Annotated in this window: 20 protein-coding genes; 11 read left to right on the top strand and 9 right to left on the bottom strand. The window is 72.0% G+C overall.

The window, feature by feature from the left end; all coding sequences use genetic code 11:
* Positions 1-2 precede the first annotated feature (2 nt).
* Both OO60_RS47755 and OO60_RS13255 read left to right on the top strand, forming a co-directional pair.
* Positions 3-680 carry a hypothetical protein gene (locus OO60_RS47755; RefSeq protein WP_003059531.1) on the top strand — a complete coding sequence of 226 codons (678 nt, stop codon included), beginning with the start codon at positions 3-5 and terminating at the stop codon, positions 678-680.
* A complete protein-coding gene (locus tag OO60_RS13255) occupies positions 681-3986 on the top strand; it encodes an error-prone DNA polymerase (protein WP_003059529.1) in 3306 nt (1101 codons plus the stop codon).
* Here OO60_RS13255 and OO60_RS13250 read toward each other — a convergent pair.
* From OO60_RS13250 to OO60_RS44585, 3 genes are read right to left on the bottom strand one after another with little or no spacing between them, the layout of a single operon-like run.
* Positions 3979-4707 (bottom strand): class I SAM-dependent methyltransferase, encoded by a 729-nt coding sequence (locus OO60_RS13250; RefSeq protein WP_003059525.1) that lies wholly within the window; start codon positions 4705-4707, stop codon positions 3979-3981. The genes OO60_RS13255 and OO60_RS13250 overlap by 8 nt on opposite strands.
* Positions 4708-4738: 31 nt before the next feature.
* On the bottom strand, positions 4739-5167 hold the full coding sequence (locus OO60_RS13245; RefSeq protein WP_003059523.1) for an acyl-CoA thioesterase: 429 nt from the start codon (positions 5165-5167) through the stop codon (positions 4739-4741).
* Positions 5136-5948 (bottom strand): helix-turn-helix domain-containing protein, encoded by an 813-nt coding sequence (locus tag OO60_RS44585; RefSeq protein WP_063749390.1) that lies wholly within the window; start codon positions 5946-5948, stop codon positions 5136-5138. The genes OO60_RS13245 and OO60_RS44585 overlap by 32 nt, the downstream gene beginning before the upstream one ends.
* 74 nt (positions 5949-6022) lie before the next feature.
* Here OO60_RS44585 and OO60_RS13235 point away from each other — a divergent pair, with 74 nt between their 5' ends.
* Together OO60_RS13235 and OO60_RS13230 are read left to right on the top strand one after the other, a co-directional pair.
* On the top strand, positions 6023-6484 hold the full coding sequence (locus OO60_RS13235) for a VOC family protein (protein ID WP_003059518.1): 462 nt from the start codon (positions 6023-6025) through the stop codon (positions 6482-6484).
* Positions 6485-6505: 21 nt separating this feature from the next.
* Entirely contained in the window at positions 6506-7093 is a 588-nt protein-coding gene (locus tag OO60_RS13230; protein ID WP_003059516.1) for a pentapeptide repeat-containing protein, read from the top strand.
* A gap of 41 nt (positions 7094-7134) precedes the next feature.
* Here the strand turns inward: OO60_RS13230 and OO60_RS13225 are convergent, their stop codons facing one another.
* A complete protein-coding gene (locus OO60_RS13225) occupies positions 7135-10137 on the bottom strand; it encodes a TNT domain-containing protein (protein WP_051767680.1) in 3003 nt (1000 codons plus the stop codon).
* A gap of 187 nt (positions 10138-10324) precedes the next feature.
* Between OO60_RS13225 and OO60_RS13220 the strand changes: the two genes are divergently transcribed.
* Both OO60_RS13220 and OO60_RS13215 read left to right on the top strand, forming a co-directional pair.
* Positions 10325-11182, top strand: coding sequence for a bifunctional methylenetetrahydrofolate dehydrogenase/methenyltetrahydrofolate cyclohydrolase (locus tag OO60_RS13220; RefSeq protein WP_003064295.1), 858 nt, complete (start codon positions 10325-10327; stop codon positions 11180-11182).
* Positions 11179-11496 carry a DUF3017 domain-containing protein gene (locus tag OO60_RS13215; protein ID WP_003064292.1) on the top strand — a complete coding sequence of 106 codons (318 nt, stop codon included), beginning with the start codon at positions 11179-11181 and terminating at the stop codon, positions 11494-11496. The genes OO60_RS13220 and OO60_RS13215 overlap by 4 nt, the downstream gene beginning before the upstream one ends.
* Before the next feature lie 53 nt (positions 11497-11549).
* On the opposite strand, the gene OO60_RS13210 is transcribed toward OO60_RS13215, so the two are convergent.
* Both OO60_RS13210 and OO60_RS13205 read right to left on the bottom strand, forming a co-directional pair.
* Positions 11550-12734 carry an MFS transporter gene (locus tag OO60_RS13210; RefSeq protein WP_003064290.1) on the bottom strand — a complete coding sequence of 395 codons (1185 nt, stop codon included), beginning with the start codon at positions 12732-12734 and terminating at the stop codon, positions 11550-11552.
* Between the two features lie 184 nt (positions 12735-12918).
* On the bottom strand, positions 12919-13242 hold the full coding sequence (locus OO60_RS13205) for an ArsR/SmtB family transcription factor (RefSeq protein ID WP_003064286.1): 324 nt from the start codon (positions 13240-13242) through the stop codon (positions 12919-12921).
* 109 nt (positions 13243-13351) lie between these two features.
* Here OO60_RS13205 and OO60_RS13200 point away from each other — a divergent pair, with 109 nt between their 5' ends.
* Positions 13352-14527, top strand: a complete 1176-nt coding sequence (locus tag OO60_RS13200) for an MFS transporter (RefSeq protein ID WP_003064283.1) — start codon at positions 13352-13354, stop codon at positions 14525-14527.
* Here the strand turns inward: OO60_RS13200 and OO60_RS13195 are convergent.
* Positions 14524-14712 carry a DUF1918 domain-containing protein gene (locus OO60_RS13195; RefSeq protein ID WP_033261422.1) on the bottom strand — a complete coding sequence of 63 codons (189 nt, stop codon included), beginning with the start codon at positions 14710-14712 and terminating at the stop codon, positions 14524-14526. The genes OO60_RS13200 and OO60_RS13195 overlap by 4 nt on opposite strands.
* A 196-nt stretch (positions 14713-14908) precedes the next feature.
* On the opposite strand from OO60_RS13195, the gene OO60_RS13190 reads away from it, so the two are divergent.
* From OO60_RS13190 to OO60_RS46430, 4 genes are read left to right on the top strand one after another with little or no spacing between them, the layout of a single operon-like run.
* Positions 14909-15343, top strand: coding sequence for a TrmH family RNA methyltransferase (locus OO60_RS13190; RefSeq protein WP_003064277.1), 435 nt, complete (start codon positions 14909-14911; stop codon positions 15341-15343).
* Complete coding sequence (locus tag OO60_RS13185; RefSeq protein ID WP_003064275.1) at positions 15340-15900, top strand: hypothetical protein; 561 nt, start codon at positions 15340-15342, stop codon at positions 15898-15900. The genes OO60_RS13190 and OO60_RS13185 overlap by 4 nt, the downstream gene beginning before the upstream one ends.
* 49 nt (positions 15901-15949) lie before the next feature.
* Positions 15950-16531: an HhH-GPD-type base excision DNA repair protein gene (locus OO60_RS13180; RefSeq protein ID WP_003064273.1), complete on the top strand. Its 582-nt coding sequence runs from the start codon at positions 15950-15952 to the stop codon at positions 16529-16531.
* 10 nt (positions 16532-16541) lie between these two features.
* Positions 16542-17873: a pentapeptide repeat-containing protein gene (locus OO60_RS46430; RefSeq protein ID WP_051767679.1), complete on the top strand. Its 1332-nt coding sequence runs from the start codon at positions 16542-16544 to the stop codon at positions 17871-17873.
* Here the strand turns inward: OO60_RS46430 and OO60_RS13170 are convergent.
* Positions 17801-18355, bottom strand: a complete 555-nt coding sequence (locus tag OO60_RS13170) for a DUF2165 domain-containing protein (protein ID WP_003064265.1) — start codon at positions 18353-18355, stop codon at positions 17801-17803. The genes OO60_RS46430 and OO60_RS13170 overlap by 73 nt on opposite strands.
* 21 nt (positions 18356-18376) lie before the next feature.
* Entirely contained in the window at positions 18377-19153 is a 777-nt protein-coding gene (locus OO60_RS13165; protein ID WP_003064261.1) for an AraC family transcriptional regulator, read from the bottom strand.
* Positions 19154-19171: the final 18 nt, after the last annotated feature.

Below are 19171 nucleotides of genomic sequence, written 5' to 3'. Positions count from 1 at the left end.
GCATGGACGAGGACTACGCACAAAGGCTGCGAAACTGGCTGCGCGCCGAGCCGGAACCAACCCCACGCCGAGCAGCGGAACAACGCGACTGGCTGCGGGAGGTCCCGGAACCCGGCGCGCGGTCGGCCCACGACCGGCTCCCGGCGGCCGAAGTTCCGGAGCCCGGCGCGCGGGCGGCCCACGACCGGCTTCCGTCGGCCGAAACGCCCGAGTCCGGCGCGCGGGCAACGCACGACCGGCTCCCGGCGGCTGAAGTTCCGGAGCCCGGCGCGCGGGCGGCGCACGACCCGCTTCCGTCGGCCGAAACCCCCGAGCCCGGCGCGCGGGCGGCCCAGAACCGGCTCCCGGCAGCCGAAACCCCAGCGCCCCTGGCCGACGAGCCGAACCCGAGCGAAAGCTGGACGGTCCGTGGCTACCTGCCGGAAGCACCCGGCGACGACGACTGGGTCTGCCCGGTGATCACGCTGCCGGTCCCGCGCCCGTCCCGCGAAAACGGCTGCCGCATGAGCGGTGTCGAGGCGCGTCGGAGCGCGGCCGGCACCGACCGCCGCACCCCGGCGCCGGAAGCGAGCCGCATGAGCGATGGCGAAGCTCGGTCCCGCTGGAACCACCCCACCAACTGGCACCGCCGACGCCGCGAAGCCGAGCAACATCTCCCCGAAGAGCCCAGGGGCCACTGAATGGGCTGGAACAACCCGCCCGTCCGCTGGAAGGACCTCGCCCGCACCCTCGCTGGCGGCGTCCCGCCCGGCGATCACGGTGACAGTCCCGCCTGGGGCCGTCACCGCGAGAACTACCGCCGCCCCGGTGACCTCCCCGCGCGCGGCACCGATGACGGTGGCGAGGCCGTCCGCGTCCCCTACGCCGAACTTCACTGCCACTCCAACTTCAGCTTCCTCGACGGTGCCAGCCATCCCGAAGAGCTCGTCGAAGAGGCCGCGCGCCTCCAGCTGGACGCCATTGCGCTCACCGATCACGACGGTATGTACGGCGTTGTGCGGTTCGCCGAGGCTGCGCGGGAACTCGGGGTCAACACCGTCTTCGGGACCGAACTCAGCTTCGGGCTTCGAAACCCGCAGAACGGCGTTCCCGACCCCGAAGGCGAGCACCTCCTCCTGCTCGCCCGCGGCGACCAGGGCTACCGGGCCCTCTGCCGGGCCGTCACCGCCGGCCAGATCCACCACCACGCCGAAAAGGGACGGCCGATCTACGACCTCGGTGCGGTCGCCGAGGAGGTCGCCGGGCAGTGCGTGGTGCTGACGGGGTGCCGCAAAGGCGCGGTGCGCTCGGCGCTCGTCACGCACGGCCCGGCGGCCGCCGCCGAGAAACTCGGCGAACTCGTGGACCGCTTCGGGCGGGACAACGTCTACGTCGAGCTCACCGACCACCGCCAGCCGCTGGACAGCACCCACAACGACCTCCTCACGCAGCTCGCCGGCGACCTGGGACTCCCGACCGTCGCCACCACCGCCGCGCACTACGCCCGGCCCGAACGCGCGCCGCTGGCCGATGCCCTCGCCGCCATCCGGGCTCGGCGGGGGATCGACGAACTCGAAGGGTGGCTGCCCGCCGCCGGGACGGCGTTCCTGCGCAGCGGTGCCGAAATGGACGTCCTGTTCCGGCGGTACCCCGGTGCCGTCCGCCGCAGCGCCCTGCTCGGCATGGAATGCGCGTTCCCGCTGAAGCTGATCGCCCCCGAGCTGCCGCCCTTCGACGTCCCCGACGGCTACACCGAGAAGACCTACCTGCGTCACCTGACGAAGGAAGGCGCGAAGGAACGCTTCAAGGGCAAGGCGCACGAAGAGAAAGCCAACGCCCAGATCGAGCACGAGCTCGCCATCATCGAAGAACTCGGCTTCCCCGGCTACTTCCTGATCGTGTGGGACATCGTCCGGTTCTGCCGCGAGCACGACATCCTCTGCCAGGGCCGCGGTTCGGCCGCGAACTCCGCCGTCTGCTACGCGCTCGGCATCACGAAGGTCGACTCCGTCGCCTACGAACTGCTCTTCGAACGCTTCCTCGCCCCGGACCGCGACGGCTACCCCGACATCGACCTCGACATCGAGTCCGATCGCCGCGAAGAGGCCATCCAGTACGTCTTCGGCAAGCACGGCCGCTTGAGAACCGCGCAGGTCGCGAACGTGATCACCTACCGCGCCCGCTCCGCCGTCCGCGACGCCGCCCGTGCCCTCGGCTACTCGCCGGGCCAGCAGGACGCCTGGAGCAAGCAGATCGACCGCTGGGGCCCGCTGCACAGCACCGAAAAGGACCACGACCACGACATCCCGGACGACGTCGTGCAGCTCGCCTTCGCACTCGAGGACTTCCCGCGGCACCTCGGCATCCACTCCGGCGGGATGGTCATGTGCGCGGAGCCGGTCAGCCAGGTCGTGCCGGTCGAATGGGCGCGGATGGCCGACCGCAGCGTGATCCAGTGGGAGAAGGAGGACTGCGCCGCCGCCGGGCTGGTCAAGTTCGACCTGCTCGGCCTCGGCATGCTGTCCGCGCTGCACTACATGATCGACCTGGTCGAGGAGCACAAGGGCGAAAAGGTCGACCTCGCCGAGCTCGACCTGGCCGACGGCAAGGTCTACGACATGCTCTGCCGAGCCGACGCGATCGGCGTCTTCCAGGTGGAGAGCCGCGCCCAGCTGGCGACGCTGCCGCGGCTGCAGCCCCGCGAGTTCTACGACCTCGCCGTGGAGGTCGCGCTGATCCGGCCCGGCCCGATCCAGGGCGGCTCGGTGCACCCCTACATCCGCCGCAAGCAGGGCCGCGAGAAGTGGACCTACGACCACCCGCTGCTGGAGAAGGCGCTGCACAAGACCAATGGCGTGCCGCTGTTCCAGGAACAGATGATGCAGATCGCGCTGGACGTCGCGAACTTCACCGCCGCGGAGGCCGACCAGCTGCGGCACGCGATGGGGTCGAAGCGGTCGGACCGGAAGATGGACCGGCTGCGGCAGCGGTTCCTCGACGGCGCCGCCGCGAACGGTGTCGAAGCCGAACTCGCGCAGAAGATCTTCCTGAAGCTCAAGGCGTTCGCGAACTTCGGCTTCCCGGAAAGCCACGCGCTGAGCTTCGCGCACCTGGTCTTTTCGAGTGCCTACTTCAAGCTCTACCACCCGGACGCGTTCCTGGCGGGCTTGCTGCGGGCGCAGCCGATGGGGTTCTACTCGCCGCAGTCCCTGGTCGCCGACGCGCGGCGGCACGGCGTCACCGTGCACGGCCCGGACGTCAACCGCAGCCTGCCGCACGCCACCCTGGAGGCGGGCACCGGCGAGTTCCACGACGTGCGCACCGGGCTGGGCACCGTGCGCAAGATCGGCGAGGACCTGGCGAAGCGGATCGTGGCCGAGCGGCAGCAGAACGGCGGGTACGCGGACATGGCCGACGTCGCCCGCCGGGTGCGGCTGACCACGCCGCAGATCGAGGCCCTCGCCACCGCCGGTGCCTTCGCCGGCTTCGGCGGCGACCGGCGGCAGGCGCTGTGGATGGCGGGCGCGGTCGCCGGGGAACGCCCGGAGAAGCTGCCCGGCCTGCTGGGCGCGGAGGCGCCGGTGCTGCCCGGGATGGACGGCCTCGACGTCGCGGCGGCGGACGTCTGGGCCACCGGCGTCTCACCCGGCAGCTACCCGACCGAGTTCATCCGCGACCGGCTCGACGAGCTCGGCGTCGTCCCGGCGAGCGGTCTGGCCGACCTCGACGACGGCGTCCGGGTGCTGGTCGGCGGCGCGGTCACGCACCGGCAGCGCCCCGCCACGGCCGGCGGGGTCACCTTCCTCAACATCGAGGACGAAACGGGGATGGTCAACGTGATCTGCACGCTCGGCCTGTGGCAGCGCTACCACCGCGTCGCGCGCGCCAGCTCGGCGCTGCTGGTCCGCGGGGTGGTGGAGAAGGCCGACGGCGTGGTCAGCGTCCTCGCCGACCGCGTCGAAGCACTGCCGATGCGGATCAAGGCGAAGTCGCGGGACTTCAGGTGAGGGGACGCCGCACGATCGTGACGATCTCCGGGCTCGCGTCGGTCACCGGCGTGCGGTCCCAGTAGCCGTACTGCTCGTCGACGACCAGCCCGGCTTCCTCGATGAAGCTGTTGAGCGAAGGCACGTCGAGGAAACGCAGCGTACTTTCGCTGTATCGCGGCGCGTCCCAGGTCGGGCTTTCGTACGTCGTCTTGAAGCTGACGTATCCGTTTTCGTACGGCCCGGCGTCGTTCCACGAGCGGACCTCGCCGGCTTCCCAGACGTGCGAAGGGGTCCAGCGCTCCCAAGCGCGGGCCGCCGGGTTGCGCGTCTCGAAGCCGAACCGGCCGCCGGGCCGCAACGCCCGCCGGACCGCCGAGAACGCCGTCCGCAGCTCGTCGTCGGTCAGCAGCACCTGGAACGCGTGCCCGGTCATCACGGCGAAGCTGAACTCGGCGTCCCAGGAAGCGGTCGACAAATCGCCGTGCACCCATTCGATGTCGTCCCGGCGGCGCGCCTGGATGAGCATGCCCTCGGCGGGATCGAGCCCCACGAGCCGTCCTTCGTGGCCGGATTCGCGCGCCCAGTGCAGCAGGGAACCGGTGCCGCACCCGACGTCCAGCACCGACTCCGCGGCCATGATCATCGGCAGGTAGAAGGCGAAGTCGCCGCTGCTCTCGCGCGGGTTCAGCGCGTCGTAGAGGGAGGCGAGGTAGGGGTCGACGTAGTCGTGGTCGGGCACGGCGCCACAGTAGTGAGCCTGCCGGGAAAGATCACGTCGTTTTCGGCGCCAGGCCGAGCAGTTCGGGCCGGGCGGCCAGCTCCTGCCAGTACGCGCCGGGGCCGGGCAGCAACCGGCGCCGGTCGAGGTCCAGCAGGCCCGACACCGACGACACCGAGGCGACGAGCGTGCCGTCCGGCGTGCGGAACTCCTGCTCGACGCGCGAGGTTTTGCCTTCGCTGTAACGGAATTCGCAGCTGACCGAAACCTCGCTGCCGGGCACGAGCTCCCGGTGGAACCGGACGGTCGTCTCCAGGTTCACCGGCCCGATCCGGCGGGCGGCCAGGTCGGCCGGGTCGATCCCGGCGGCCCGGACGCACACCCAGCGCGCGTGGTCGGCGTAGGCGAGGTAGGCCGGGCCGCGCACGTGGCCGTTCGGGTCGAGGTCGTCAGCGCGCACCGCGATGGTGACTCGGAACATGCGCCCGATCGTGGCGCGCGGGCGGGCCGGCCGTCTGGAACTTTTCGGCCACCCGCACGAGCGCGGCGGGGGAGGAACCGGACAGGCGGCGGCATTCGCGGCCGAGGTGGGACTGGTCGGCGTACCCGAGCCCGGCGGCGACACCGGCCAGCGACGCCCGCCCGGCGGACAGGGGCCCGAGGAGCCGGAGGAACCGCTGGAACCGCCGGACGCGGTGCAGCTGCTTCGGCCCGGCCCCGACGGCGTGGACGAAGTGCCGCCGCAACGAGCGTTCGCTGAGCCCCACGGCGATGTCGGACGTCCGCGTGTGCGTGCCGAGGGCCTGGACGGCGGCCAGCACCCGCCGGTCGGGCACCCCGTCCCGGCAGGCGACGAGCGTTTCGAGGATTCCGCGCTGCGCCAAGGGATCCGTGGTGAGAGCGAGCATTTCTTCGGCGCGGCGGGCGTCGGCGCCCCAGAGGTCGCTCAGCCTGGTCACGGCGGGCAGCTCCGGCATGGCTGTCCCCAGCACGGCAGCCGCGGCCCCGCAGCGCAGGCGAACCCCGATCCGGGTCGCCGACGCCGGGACCCACAGCCGCAGGGGCGCGCCGACGGTGACGACGACCGTGAGCACGTCGCCGTCCCAGACGAGGTCCGCGCAGCCGTCGGGGAGGACGCGCAGTGGCCGCGCCCAGCCGGTGCTCCCATGCCAGCCACAGGCCACCACGTCGGCCAGCGCGGCGGGTGGCGCGTACTCGCGGTACACCGAACGCGCCGCCACCGGCCGCAGCGGAACTCCCATGAAATTAGTATGCAGCGGCCAGGATCTGACCTATATCGCTCATAGCCTCGGTTCCTCGAACCGAGGAGGAGATCATGGTTCCCGACGGCTACACGACGGTCACCCCGTGGATCATCGGCCACGACACCGCCGGCCTGCTCGACTTCCTGAAGGCCGCCTTCGACGCCGAGGAGCTCGGCCGGGTCGTCGGCGAGAACGGGAAGATCGGCCACGCGGAGGTGCGCATCGGCGACGCGGTCGTGATGGCGTTCGACTCGCCGGACGGCTGGGCCGCCACCCCGGCGTTCCTGCGGCTCTACGTGCCGGACAGCGAAGAGACCCAGCGGCGCGCGATCGAAGCGGGCGCCACCGAGGTCACCCGGCAGACGGTGCTGTTCTTCGGCGACCGAGTCGGGCGCGTGCGCGACCCCTTCGGCAACCTCTGGTGGATCCAGACGCGGCTCGAGGAGCTGGACGAAGCCGAGATGGCGCGCCGCGCGCAGCTGCCCGAGTACGTCGAGGCGATGAAGTACGTCCAGGGTGAGTTGGGCCGGTAGCGGGTGTGGCACCCTGGGGCCGTGCTGGAGACGGGGGAGGACTACCGCGAAGCGGTGCTGTCCGGGCAGTGGTGGGAAAAGCGGCGGTTCACCGGCTGCGACTTCACCGGGGCGGACCTGAGCGGGCTGCGGACCCGGGGCTGCACCTTCGACGACTGCGTGTTCACCCGGGCCGACCTGTCGCGTTCGCGGCACGACGCCTCGGCGTTCCGCTCGTGCACCTTCGACCGGACCGTGCTGGCCGAGAGCCGGTGGACCGCGTGTTCGCTGCTGGGCACGTCGTTCACCGACAGCGGCTTCGGCGGGATCGCGCTGACCGAGTGCGACCTGTCACTGGCGTCGTTCTCGAAGGCGCGGCTGCGCCGGCTCGGGCTCTCCGGGCTGCGGCTGCGCGAGGCCAACCTGACCGAAGCCGACCTCACCGGCGCCGACCTGCGCGGCAGCGACCTGACCGGCGCCCGGCTGCAGGGCGCGAAGCTCGAGGGCGCCGACCTGCGCGGCGCGCGCCTCGACGCGAACGCCCTGGTGCAGGCCGACCTGCGGGGCGCCGAGGTCGACGTCGAGACGGCGATCGCCTTCGCCGCCGCGCACGGCCTGATCATCCGCTGAAAACGACGAAGGCCCCGGCGAACCGGGGCCTTCGCGGGCGTTCAGTCGATCGGGGGTTCGCCCGGGTCGAGTTCGATCAGGTCGCCCTCGGCCAGCAGCTCTTCGATCGACGCCGGGAGCAGGTACGCCGACCCGCCGCCCGGCTGGTTGAACCACGGGATCGCGACGCCGGCCAGCGTCTCCAGCGGCCGCTGCACCCGGTAGACGTGGTACGGGCGGTTCACCCACTCCGGTACCAGCGACCGCTCGGCGAACGGCGTGCCCGCCGCGTACGTCAGGTTGCCGTTCGGGCCGCCGAAGCGGTCCAGCTCGCTGCCCGCGGGCAGCTCGCGCAGTTCCTTGCCGCGGAACAGCGTCAGCGGCGGTTCGCCCGCCATCGGCGAGATCGGCCACTGCTGCTGGCCACCGCCACCACCGCCGTTGACGGCCGGCCGGGCCGGCCCGCCCTGGGGCACCGGCGGTGCGGGCGGCACGGGGGCCAGGACGGTCGGCGCCTGCTGCGGCGGCTCACGCCGTGGCGGTGCCGGGGCGGCGGGCGGCGGACCGGCCTGCTGCCGGTCCACCGGCGGCGGCCCGGCGGGGACCGGGGCGGGTGGCACGGGCGGGCGCGGGGGTGTCGGCGGCTCGTCGTCCTCGATGTCGCCGAACAGCTCCTCGGCGCTGGTGAACGCCGTCTGCTCCTGCGGCGGCACCGGCGGCTCGGGCTTGCGGACGGGGTACGAACCGGTCGCGACCTCCGGCGACAGCGTCGCGACGACCCGCTGCGGCGCCGGTTCCGGCTCCGGCTCGGGTTCCGGTTCGGGCTCCGGCGCGGGCGGCTCCTCGGCGGGCACGTGGCCCTCCGGGTTGAGCAGCAGCTTGCCGAGCATGAACGCGGCCGCGTCCTCGGCGTCGCCGAAGACCGCGGGGTTGCTGAGCTTGCCGTCGTACCAGCCGACGCGCCAGCCGTCCTCGACCTCCTCGACGCTCCACCCGTGTTCGGCGGGTTCGCCCAGCTTGTAGCCGCTTTCGGGCACGTCGAGCTCGTCCAGCTTGGCCTGCAGCCCGGCGAGCACCGGGTGGTCCGGGGTCTCGCGGCGCAGCGCCCGGCGGCCCGGCCGCGGGGCCGCGGGCGGCTCGGTCTGGGCGGCGGGCTGGGGCGCCGGCGGCTCCGGCACGGGCAGCACACCGGGAACCTCGGGCTGGGTGATCATGGTCGGCGGCCCGGGGTCGAACGCGGGCTGCTCACCCCGCCGCGGCGGCTGGAAGCCGTGCGACGGCTCGTCGTCGTGCCGCTGGGGCTGGAAGCCGTGCGACGGCTCGTCATCGTGCCGCTGCGGCTGGAAGGGCTGCGGAGGCGCGTCCTCGCGCTGCGGCGGCTGGTACGCGTGTGCCGGCTCGTCGTCGTGATGCTGCGGCTGGCCGGGCGGCTGGAAGGCGTGCGGGGCCTCGTCCGGCCGCGGCGGCTGGCCGGGGGGCTGGAACGCGTGCGGGGCCTCGTCCGGCCCCGGTGACTGGAACGCGTGCGCCGGTTCCTCGTCGTGCTGCGGCTGGAAGGCGTGCTCGTCGTCGTGCGGCTGGTCGGCCTGGAAGGCGTGGGACGGCTCGTCGTCCTGGCGGACCGGGCCCGCGTCGAACGCGGCGTGCCCCGGCTCGTCGTCGTGCGGTTCCTCTTCGTGCTGCTCCGGCTGGAAGGCGTGGTCGTCTTCGTGCGGCGGCTGGAAGGCGGCGTGCTCGTCCTCCCGCGGGGCCTCCGGCTCGTGCCCGATCGGCTGGTCGGGGACGTATTCCGCGGTCTCGTCGAGGTCGGGCACCCGGCCCGGCTCCGGTGACGTGCCGTTCGACCCCGGGGCGTGCTCGGCCTGGCGGTCGTAGTCCTCTTCGCCGTACTGCTCGTCTTCCTCGGCGAAGCGGTCGTCGAACTCCTGGTCGTAGCCGTCCTCGGCGTACTCGTGCTCTTCGGCGGGCGCCTCCGGCTCGGCGGGGGCGTGCGCCGCCTCCACCGGGGCGGGCGGCTCCTGGTGCTGCGGCGGCATCGGCGGCGCGACCGGCGCGGCGCCGGGCGGCGGCCCCACCGGCGCCTGCTGCTGCGGCGGCATCGGCGGCGGACCCTGCGGCGGCGGGCCTTGCGGCGGCGGACCCTGCTGGAGCGGCGGGCCCTGCGGCGGCGGCCCGGCCGGGCGCTGCTGCGGCGGGGGCTGGTTGCCCCGGGTCAGGTACCCGGCGGCGGCCTGCAGTGTCCCCTCATCCACCGGCGGCATCGTGAAGCCGACCGCGCGGACGTGCTCGACCAGGTCGGGTTCGGGCGAAACGCCGTACTTGTGCAGGTAGAAGTTGACGGCGGCGGGCCAGATCCACTGCCCGTCGCTGTGGAAGGCGACCGGGACGGTCGCTTCGGGCGCCGCGGCCAGCCGGTCGATGTCGTAGCCGCGCTCGGGCACCACCAGCGGCGCGTGCTCCAGGTACTCCAGCAGCCGGTCCTGCTCTTCGACCTCGAGGTCGGGGCGGTTGATCACCGGGCGGCCGGCCGGGCCGACGGTGTCGAAGATCCGGGCGATCCGGAAGTGCGGCCCCGGCTGCTCCGGGCCGAGCCCGGACATCCGCCGGATCAGCCATTCGGGCACGTTCTCCTCGGTGCGCGGGAACATCCGCAGCTCGTCGGAGTAGGCCTGCGGCGGCGGCGCGAGGTTCCACACCGGTTCGTCGCGGTTGTACTCGAGGTTGTAGCTGGACGGGTGGTCGAGCTGGTAGCGCGCGTTGAACCACGTTCCGCGGCCGTCGCGGTACATGCCGCCGCGGAGGCGGCCGAAGAGGGTCGCGATGTCGTGCGTCGCGAGCCACTCGTGGACCGTGCCGTCCTCGGTGACGATCTCGCCGGTCAGCTCGTGGTACCTCCCGACGGCTCGGTACTCCGCGGTGACCTTGCGCCAGTCGCGCGGGGCGGCACGGAGCAGGGCAAGTCCGATCTGCTTGACCAGGGTGTCCTGCTCGGTCGCGTTCAGCTGCGTCGTCGGTTGTGCCACGGGGACATTTTGACTGCTCGCGCGCGCGAGTGCACCCCGCATGTGGGTTTTGCCGCCCGGCCACCCGGCGGCACCGCGCCTGACCTCGGGTGATGCGACGTGCGGTAGGTCACAGCTTGATCGCGCTCACCGTCGCGATTGGACCGTGTGGGGTAGCGGCGAGTCTACGGGCTGCGACCACCCGCGCCTGGAAGCGACGCGCGGGGGTCGCTTTGCCAGAATGGGGCCCGTGACGGCGAAGATTCTCGACGGCAAGGCCACCAAGAACGCCATTTTCGCGGAGCTCGAGCCCCGCGTCGCGGCCCTGGCCGCGAAGGGGGTGACGCCGGGGCTGGGCACCGTCCTGGTCGGCGACGACCCGGGGTCGCACTCGTACGTGCGGATGAAGCACGCCGACAGCGGCAAGATCGGGATCAACTCGATCCGCCGCGACCTGCCGGCCGACATCACCCAGGAGAAGCTCGAGGCCGTCATCGACGAGCTGAACGCCGACCCGGCGTGCCACGGCTACATCGTCCAGCTGCCGCTGCCGAAGCACCTCGACGCGAACCGCGTCCTGGAGCGGATCGACCCGGAGAAGGACGCCGACGGCCTCGCGCCGGTCAGCCTCGGCCGGCTCGTGCTGGGCCAGCAGGGCGCGCTGCCGTGCACGCCGTACGGGATCATCGAGCTGCTCAAGCGGCACGGCGTCGCGCTGAACGGCGCGCAGGTCACCGTGGTCGGCCGCGGCATCACCGTCGGCCGGACGCTGGGCCTGCTGCTGACCCGCCGCAGCGAGAACGCCACCGTGACCCTGTGCCACACCGGCACCCGCGACCTCGCCGCCGAGGTCCGCCGCGCCGACGTGGTGATCGCCGCGGCCGGGGTGCCGGGGATCATCACGCCGGACATGGTGGCCCCCGGCGCCGCGGTGCTCGACGTCGGCGTGTCCCATGTGGACGGCAAGCTCACCGGCGACGTCCACCCGGGAGTCGCCGAGGTCGCCGGCTGGATCTCACCGAACCCGGGCGGGGTCGGCCCGATGACCAGGGCGATGCTCGTCAGCAACGTCGTCGAAGCGGCGGAGCGCTCGGTCGCGGGCCGATGACGATGACCGAGGAGCGCCGGGAGGTGTCCGGTCACCGGCCGTCCCGGTTCACCCAGCTCCCGTTCGCGGCGGTCCTGCTGGTGGTGGCGGTCGCGGCGCTGCGGATCTTCCAGTACCACTGGCGGGAGGGCGCGGCGCTGATCGGCGTCGCGCTCCTCCTCGCCGCGGCCCTGCGGGCGGTGCTGCCGACGGCCCGGGCCGGCCTGCTGGCGATCCGCGGCAAGATCGTCGACGTGGTGACGTTCACCGCGCTGGCGGCGGCGGTGCTGTACGTCGCACTGACGATCATCGGCGGCCCGTTCAGCGCCTCGTGAGTGGTAAGGCGAGTTAGAACTCGCCTTACCACTCACGAGCAGCCGCGGCAGGGTCAGGACGCGAGGGCGAGCTCACGCCGTTCGGCTTTTGCTTCGTGGCGGTCGAGCGTGCCCGAGACGACCGCGAGCGTCAGGCCGAAGACGGCGAGCAGGGCGCCGACCCAGTTCGGGGCGACCAGGCCGAGCCCGCCTGCGATCACCAGCCCGCCGAGGTAGGCCCCGATCGAGTTGGCGATGTTGAACGCGGACTGGACGGCGGCCGACACCAGGGACGGGGTGCCGCCCGCCTTCTCCATGATCCGCGCCTGCATCATCGGGCCGATCATGAACCCGGCGACGCCGACGAAGAAGATCGTGATCGCCGCGCCGATCTTCCCCTGGGCGGTGATGGTGAAGATGCCCAGCACCGACGCCAGCGCCAGCAGCGCGATGTACAGGCTCGGCATCAGCGCGCGGTCGGCCAGCCGGCCGCCGAGCAGGTTGCCGATCGTCATGCCGACGCCGGCCAGGGACAGCAGTAGGGTGACGTTCGACGGCGAGTAGCCGGCGACGTCGGTCAGCATCGGCGTGATGTACGACAGGCAGGCGAACACGCCGCCCAGCCCGAACGTGACGATCGCCAGCGCGAGGTGCACCTGCGGCCGCTTGAACGCGCCGAGCTCGTTGCGCAGCGACGCCTCGGCGGCGGGCTTGCCCTGGTGGGGGACGAGCTTCGCGATGGCCGCGATGGCGACCAGGCCGATCACGGCGACGACGCCGAAGGTGGCGCGCCAGCCGACCTGCTGGCCGAGCAGCGTGCCCAGCGGCACGCCGATGACGTTCGCCAGGGTCAGGCCGAGGAACATCAGCGACACGGCCTTGGCCCGGTCGCCCTGGGCGACGAGGCTGGAGGCGACGACGGCGCCGGCGCCGAAGAACGCGCCGTGCGGCAGGCCGGCCAGGAACCGGAACGCGATGCCGAACTCCTGGTTGGGTGACAGCGCGAAGAGGGCGTTGCCCAGCGTGAACAGGCCCATCATGGCCAGCAGCATGGTCTTGCGCGGCAGCCGGACGGCGACCGCGGTGAGCAGCGGGGCGCCGACGACGACGCCGAGGGCGTAGGCGGAGATGAGGTGGCCGGCAGCCGGGATGTCGACGCCGAAGTCGGCGGCCGCCTGGGGCAGCACGCCCATCATGACGAACTCGGTGGTCCCGATGCCGAAAGCTCCGATGGCGAGCGCGAGCAGCGCGACGGGCACGGCACTCCTTCCAGGGTGGGTAAACGATTACTGAGCCTAGATCTCTGGATCGGTTCAGTAGGTGGGCATAAATAAAGACAGCCGATCGGCCCCAGCGCCGTGAGCTGCCTACGCCCAGTCCAACAAGCGAGGGGGCCGGTTGTCATCCCGATATCGGGTGACGATCCACACCGTAACGCGGTGATCAGCGCTGAGCGGCCAGTACGCCGTTCAGCAGGCCCGGGAACAGGGCGTCGAGATCGTTGCGGCGCAACGAGTTGAACCGGGTGGTGCCCTCCTGGCGGCCGGCGACGACGCCGGCCTGGCGCAGGATGCTCAGGTGGTGGGTGAGTGTGGACTTGGTCACCGGCACGGTGAGGCCGCCGCACGCGATTTCCTGCTCGGTGCCCGCGAGCTGCCGGACGATGGCCAGCCGCACGGGGTCGGCGAGGGCGCGGAGCACGCCTTCGACGGTGATCTCCTCCCGGGCCGGGTGGGCGATCGGGGGCAGCGTGTCGGTCTTGGCCATGGGCCCATTGTACGACGCCGGTCGAAATTGCGGGCCGAGTCGTAGTACGGTGACTGTCGAACTACGACGTTCGTCGAACTTATCCCTGCTTCGCTTGGGGGCCCAGCCCATGTCCGCACCTGCTCCTTCGAGGATCTCGGTCCTCGCGTTCGGCGCCTTCGGCGTCGGGACCAGCGGCTACATCGTCGCCGGGCTGCTGCCCGCGCTGACCGGTGAGCTGCACGTCTCGGCGACGGCCGCCGCGCAGCTCGTCACCGCGTTCGCCATCGCCTACGCGGTCGGCTCGCCGCTGTTCGCCGCCGCCACCGGCACCTGGGAACGCCGGACGCTGCTGGTCGCGGCGCTCGCCGTCACCGGCGCCGGCAACCTGTTCGCCGCGCTCGCGCCCGGCTACGGCTCCCTCCTGGTGGCCCGGGTGGTGACCGCGGTCGGCGCCGCGGTGTTCACGCCGGCGGCCAGCGCCGTGGCGGCCGAGCTCACCGCGCCCGAACGCCGGGGCCGCGCGGTCGCGATGGTGTTCGGCGGGCTGACGGTCGCGCTCATCTTCGGCGTCCCGCTGGGCAGCCTCATTTCCCAGCACCTCGGCTACCGGACGGCGTTCGCGCTGGTCGCCGCGTTCTCGCTGGCGAGCGCGGTGGCCGTGCGGCTCGCGCTGCCGACGGTCGCGGCGCCCCCGCGGGTGGGGCTGGCCGAGCGGTTCGCCGCGGGCCGCGACCCGCGGGTGCTCGTCATGCTGGCCACGACGGTGCTCGCCTGCCTCGCCGCGTTCATGGTGTACACGTTCGTGTCACCGCTGCTGGCCGCGACGGCCGGCGTGCACGGCACGACGGTCACGGTGCTGCTCTTCTGCTACGGCGTCGGCGGCGCGATCGGCAACTTCGCGGGCGGCCGCGCGACCGACCGCTGGGGCTCGCGGGCCCCGCTGCTGGTGGTCACCGTGGCGATCACCGCCGTGATGGCGTTGCTGCCGCTGACGACCGTGACACCGGTCGCGGCCGGGATCTCGCTGTTCGTGTGGGGCCTGGCGACGTGGTCGTTCAACCCGCCGGTGCAGCACCGCCTGATCGAGCTGTCGCCGGGCCACGCCGGCCTGGTGCTCTCGCTCAACGCGTCCGCGATCTACCTCGGCGTCGGCCTGTCCGGCGTGGTCGGCGGCGCGGTGCTCGCTTCGGGCGGGCCGCTGCTGCTGCCCGAGGTCGCGGCCGCGCTCACCCTCGTCGCGCTGCTGCTGGTGGGCTCGGCGTGGGGGCGCGTCCGCGAGTCTCGGGAACCGGTCGCCGTCTAGTCGGCGTGGGTCTGGACTTCGCAGTCGGGCCCGGGGTAGACGAGCCCCTCGTGCCCGTCGGCGAACCGCACCAGGTAGGGCGGGGCACCGTCGGGCCCGCGGACTTCGAGGATCTCGCCGCGCTGCTCGGCCGACCCCACCGTCCGGCCGTGCACCTGGATTTCGTCTCCTACTCCTGCGTGCATGGGCTTCACCTCCGTGTCCAGGGTAGGAGCGGAAACTCCGCCCGTGGACCCCGCGAACGGGTTAGAATCGGGACGTGATCAACGAAATCGGAGGCGCCGCGCCTCGGCGCCGGTGAGCCCTTCGGTCCGGGTCCGCACGCCAGGCGAGTTGCGGAAGTCCCGGCGCAGCAAGGCACATCCCTGTTGGGGCCACCTGGTGGCCGCCCCGCTGTGGCCGATGCACGGCGCGAACCTCGGCACCCTCCTGCGCACGTGCGACGCGGTCGGTGCGTGTCTCGCCGTGCCGCGGTTCCCGTGGGTGCCCGAAGCGTTGCGGAGGGGAAACACGTTGCGGCGTCCGGCCTGCGTCCACTGGGTGCACGACCCACCGGGCTGGCTGGCGCGCGAGCGCGCGGCGGGCACGAAGGTGGTCGGCGTCGAGCTGGCCGAGGAAGCCGTCCGGCTGGCCGACCTGCCCGCCGCCCGGGGCCGCACGATCGCCGTGCTCGGCCACGAGCAGACCGGGATCCCGCCGGAGGCCCTCGACCTGCTCGACAGCGTGGTCGAAATCCCGATGGTCGGCACCGGGGCGAGCCTGAACGTCGCGGTGGCGGGCAGTCTCGTGCTGTACAAGCTGGCGGGCCTGCTGTGACGCGTCTCGAGTGGACGGTCGCGGAGAACGCGGCGTGGTGCGATCTGGTGTGCGGCGGGGTGTTCGGCTCCCGGGCGTGGACATCGCCGTCCCGGACGCCCGAGTACTACCCGGACGCGGTGACCCTGACCCCGGCCGCGACGGCGGCCGACGTCCTGCCGTTCGTCGACGGGTCGGCGGGGTGCTCGGTGAAGGACAGCTTCGCGACGTTGGACCTGCCGGGCTTCTCGGTGCTCTTCGAAGCGACGTGGATCGCGTGCGGCCCGGGCGTCCCGGAGCCGGGCTGGCGGCGGGTGACCGGCCATGCCTTCCCGCGGGACGACTCGGTGGCGGTGCTGTCCAGCGGCCCGGCGCAGGTCGTCGCCCACCGCGGCGACGACGTGGTGGGGCTGTCCAACTTCTCGGGACCGGCCCGCGCCTGGCCGGGCGCGGTGGCGGCGGTGGCGGCGGCGTTCCCGGGCCTGCCGGTGGCCGGCTACGAGCACGGCGACGCACTGCGGATCGCCTTGGACCACGGCGCCTCGGCGCTCGGCCCGCTGCGCGTCTGGGTGCGCTGAGCACTCCCGGAGGTCCCCGGCGGCGGCGCGGCCTGCGAAGATGGCGCGCATGACGCGTGAACTGCACCTGACCGGCGAAGAAGCGGCCGACCGGCTGCTCAGCGAGGACCCGGTTGCGCTGCTCGTCGGCATGCTGCTCGACCAGCAGATTCCGATGGAGGTCGCCTTCATCGGGCCGCGGAAGATCGCCGACCGAATGGACGGCTTCGACGTCCGCAAGATCGCCGAGGCGGACATCGAGGAGTTCGTTCAGCTGTGTGTGACACCGCCGGCGATCCACCGTTACGGCGGTTCGATGGCCCGCCGTGTGTACGGCCTCTGCCAGCACATTGTGGAGAACTACGATGGCGACGCAACGGCCATCTGGACATCTGGCCGCCCCAAGCCAGATGGCCCGGAGGTGCTGAAACGCCTGAAGGCCCTGCCGGGCTATGGCGAGCAGAAGGCAAAGATCTTCCTAGCGCTCCTGGGCAAGCAGTACGGCGTCCACCCCAAGGGCTGGCGCGAAGCAGCAGGCGCGTACGGGGACCGCGGATCACGCCGCTCAATCGCGGACGTCGTGAGCCCTAAAACGCTGCAGGAGGTCCGGGCGTTCAAGAAGGCCACGAAGGCCGCGGCGAAAGCGCAGTAGAACGGTTTTGATGAAGAAAGCGCGGCGCCGCGCGATCGAGCGGATACGCTCGCGTGGCGGTACCTGGTGGTGGACAGCGGTCGCCGTCGTGGTGCCGATCGGCCTGCTGACCGCCCTGGCGCTGGTGCTGCTCGCGGTGTTGGTGGATGTGCACGACCCGGGCGACAGACTCGACCTCGTGAAGACGGGCTTCACCATCGGGGCAGGCACCGGCGGGGTGGCAGCCCTCGTCCTCACCGCCCGCCGTCAGTGGTCGACCGAGCGCGCGGCGGCCGACCAGCGGCACGACGCCGCGGAACGGCGGCTGACCGAGCTGTACCTGAAGGCGATCGAGCAACTCGGTTCGGACAAGCCGCCAGTGCGTCACGGCGGTGTCTACGGCCTGGAACGGGTGGCGCAAAACAACCCAGAGCACCGGCAGGCCGTGGTCGACGTCCTCTGCGCGTATCTGCGAACGCCCTACACACCACCGCAGCCGCCATCACCCCGACCGGGCGTGCACCGACCCCTGGCGCGAACCGGGATCCGCCCGCCGGGACGCACGGTTTCCGTCGATGCCCACGAACTGCTCCGCGAGCGTGAGGTCCGGCTGACGGTTCAGGCCGTGCTGTCCAGGCACCTCCATCCGGGTCCTGACCCCGACGAGCCGGTCGCCACCTATTGGCCAGGCATCGCCCTTGATCTCCGCGAGGCGACCCTGATCGACTTCGATCTGCGCTCGTGCCGGGTCGATCGGGCCCGGTTCGAGCGGGTGACTTTCCTGGGTGGGCCCAGCTGCCGGGGGACGACATTTCTCGGCGACGCGTTTTTCGACGAGGCGCGGATGGTCGGCTATTCCGAATTTGCCGAGGCAGTTTTCCACGGACATGCTTCCTTCGAACGAGCGAAGTTCGAGCGGGCGATCTTCATCGGCACCCACTTCGACGGCTCTGCTGACTTCACGGGGGCGCACTGCGAGGAAGACGCGCATTTCTCGGGAGCTGTATTCAGCTCCGACGGGATCTTCAACGCCATGCAAGTCGGCAGCACCGTGTCGTTCATGGGCACGGTTTTCGCGAACGGCGTCGAGATGATGGATGCCAGGCTGGGCGGGTCGTCCTACTTCCACGCCGCAAAATTCGCTGGATCGACCATGTTCCTGGGCGCTGAGTTCGGCGGTGCCGTGAAGTTCCCCGGAGCCAAGTTCCGCGACGATCTACCCGAAGTAGATGGTGCGTGGGCGCGCCTCGACCTCCGCGAAACTGAGGGCGACCACGAATGGCCCGACGGCTACTCGCTTTCACCGGCTCCGCGCTCCGCGCCCGGCGAGTGGGCCCTGCTAGTAGCGCCGGAAGCTCCTTGAACCGCCGGCAGGTGGGCGATGACCAGCGCGACCGTCGCGATCAGAAAGTTCTGCAACGCCGGCTGCAGCCCGTTCCACTTGTCCGACTGCCACATCTGGAACCACTCGCCGCCGATGGCGATGAACCCGGCGCCGAACAGCAGTACCCACATCACCCAGCCGAGTGTCGAAAGCCGCCGGCCCGAAGGGCTGCCGCGGAGCCACGCCACGAACGCCGCGATCAGCACCAGCGCCGTCAGCGTCTCCCACGCGATGATCACCACGTACGCCGCGTTCTGCAGGGCTGGGCTGGTGATCGCGCGCCACATCATGTCCGGTGACTTGAACGTCGTGTCCATCGCGAGCACGTGCTGCACGAACGCCTGGTTCGTGCCGAAGTCGGTGATGTTGCCGAACGCGATCAGCGCCATCTGGAGCGCGGTCATGCCGGTGAGGACGGTGACCGCGAACCGCAGGCCGCCGATCCTGGCGAGGAACCCCATGCCCGGATCGTAACGACGTCGTCACCGGGTTTTCGGGTAGCGCGACGGCGTCGTGCCGAGGTAGCGCTTGAAGTGCCTGGTCAGGTGGGCCTGGTCGGTGAACCCGGTGGCCGCCGCTACCTCGGCGGCCGGGGCGCCGTCGAGCAGGAGGCGGCGGGCGCGGTCCACCCGGCGGCCCGTCAGGTAGCGGTGCGGCGGCAGGCCGAACCGTGCCCCGAAGCAGCGCACGAGGTAAGCCGGGTGCGCGCCGAGTGTCTCGCCCGCTTCGGCCAGCGTCACCGCTTCCGGCAGGCGCGCGTCGAGGAGGTCGCGGAGGTCGTCGGCGAGGCCGCGCTTCGGCGGGTGCGCCGCCGGGTGGCCGAGGTGGGTGCGCAGGCGGTCGGCGACCAGCACCAGCCGGCTCTCGGCTTCGAGCGCGTCACCCGGCTCGGTGAGGGACTCGTGGAGCTGGTGGATCCGGGTGCGCAGGAGGCCGTCGGCGACGCTGGGCCGGTCGACCGCCGCGCCGATGAGGTCCTCGCCCAGCACCGATGTGTCCAGGTAGAGCACGCGCTTGCGGAAGCCGTGGCTGGTCGCGGCGCGCCCGTCGTGGGCGACGTTCGGGGGCAGCAGCGTCACCGCCGGGCCGAGCGCGCCGTGGTGGTGGCGGTCGAGGTCGTAGCGGATGACGCCGTCGTCGACGATCAGCAGCGTCCACGTGTCGTGCGTGTGGAGCGGGTAGGCGTGCGTGGTGAAGCGCGCGTGGAAGACCTCGGCGATCCCCGGGACCGCCGGTCGCCAGGCTTCGACGTCCGCCATGTCAAGAACGTACAAGAC

The organism is Amycolatopsis vancoresmycina, from assembly GCF_000716785.1.
Classification (GTDB): Bacteria; Actinomycetota; Actinomycetes; order Mycobacteriales; family Pseudonocardiaceae; genus Amycolatopsis; species Amycolatopsis vancoresmycina.
The sequence above is the reverse complement of the archived record's forward strand: the minus strand, read 5'-3'. Positions and strand labels throughout refer to the sequence as shown.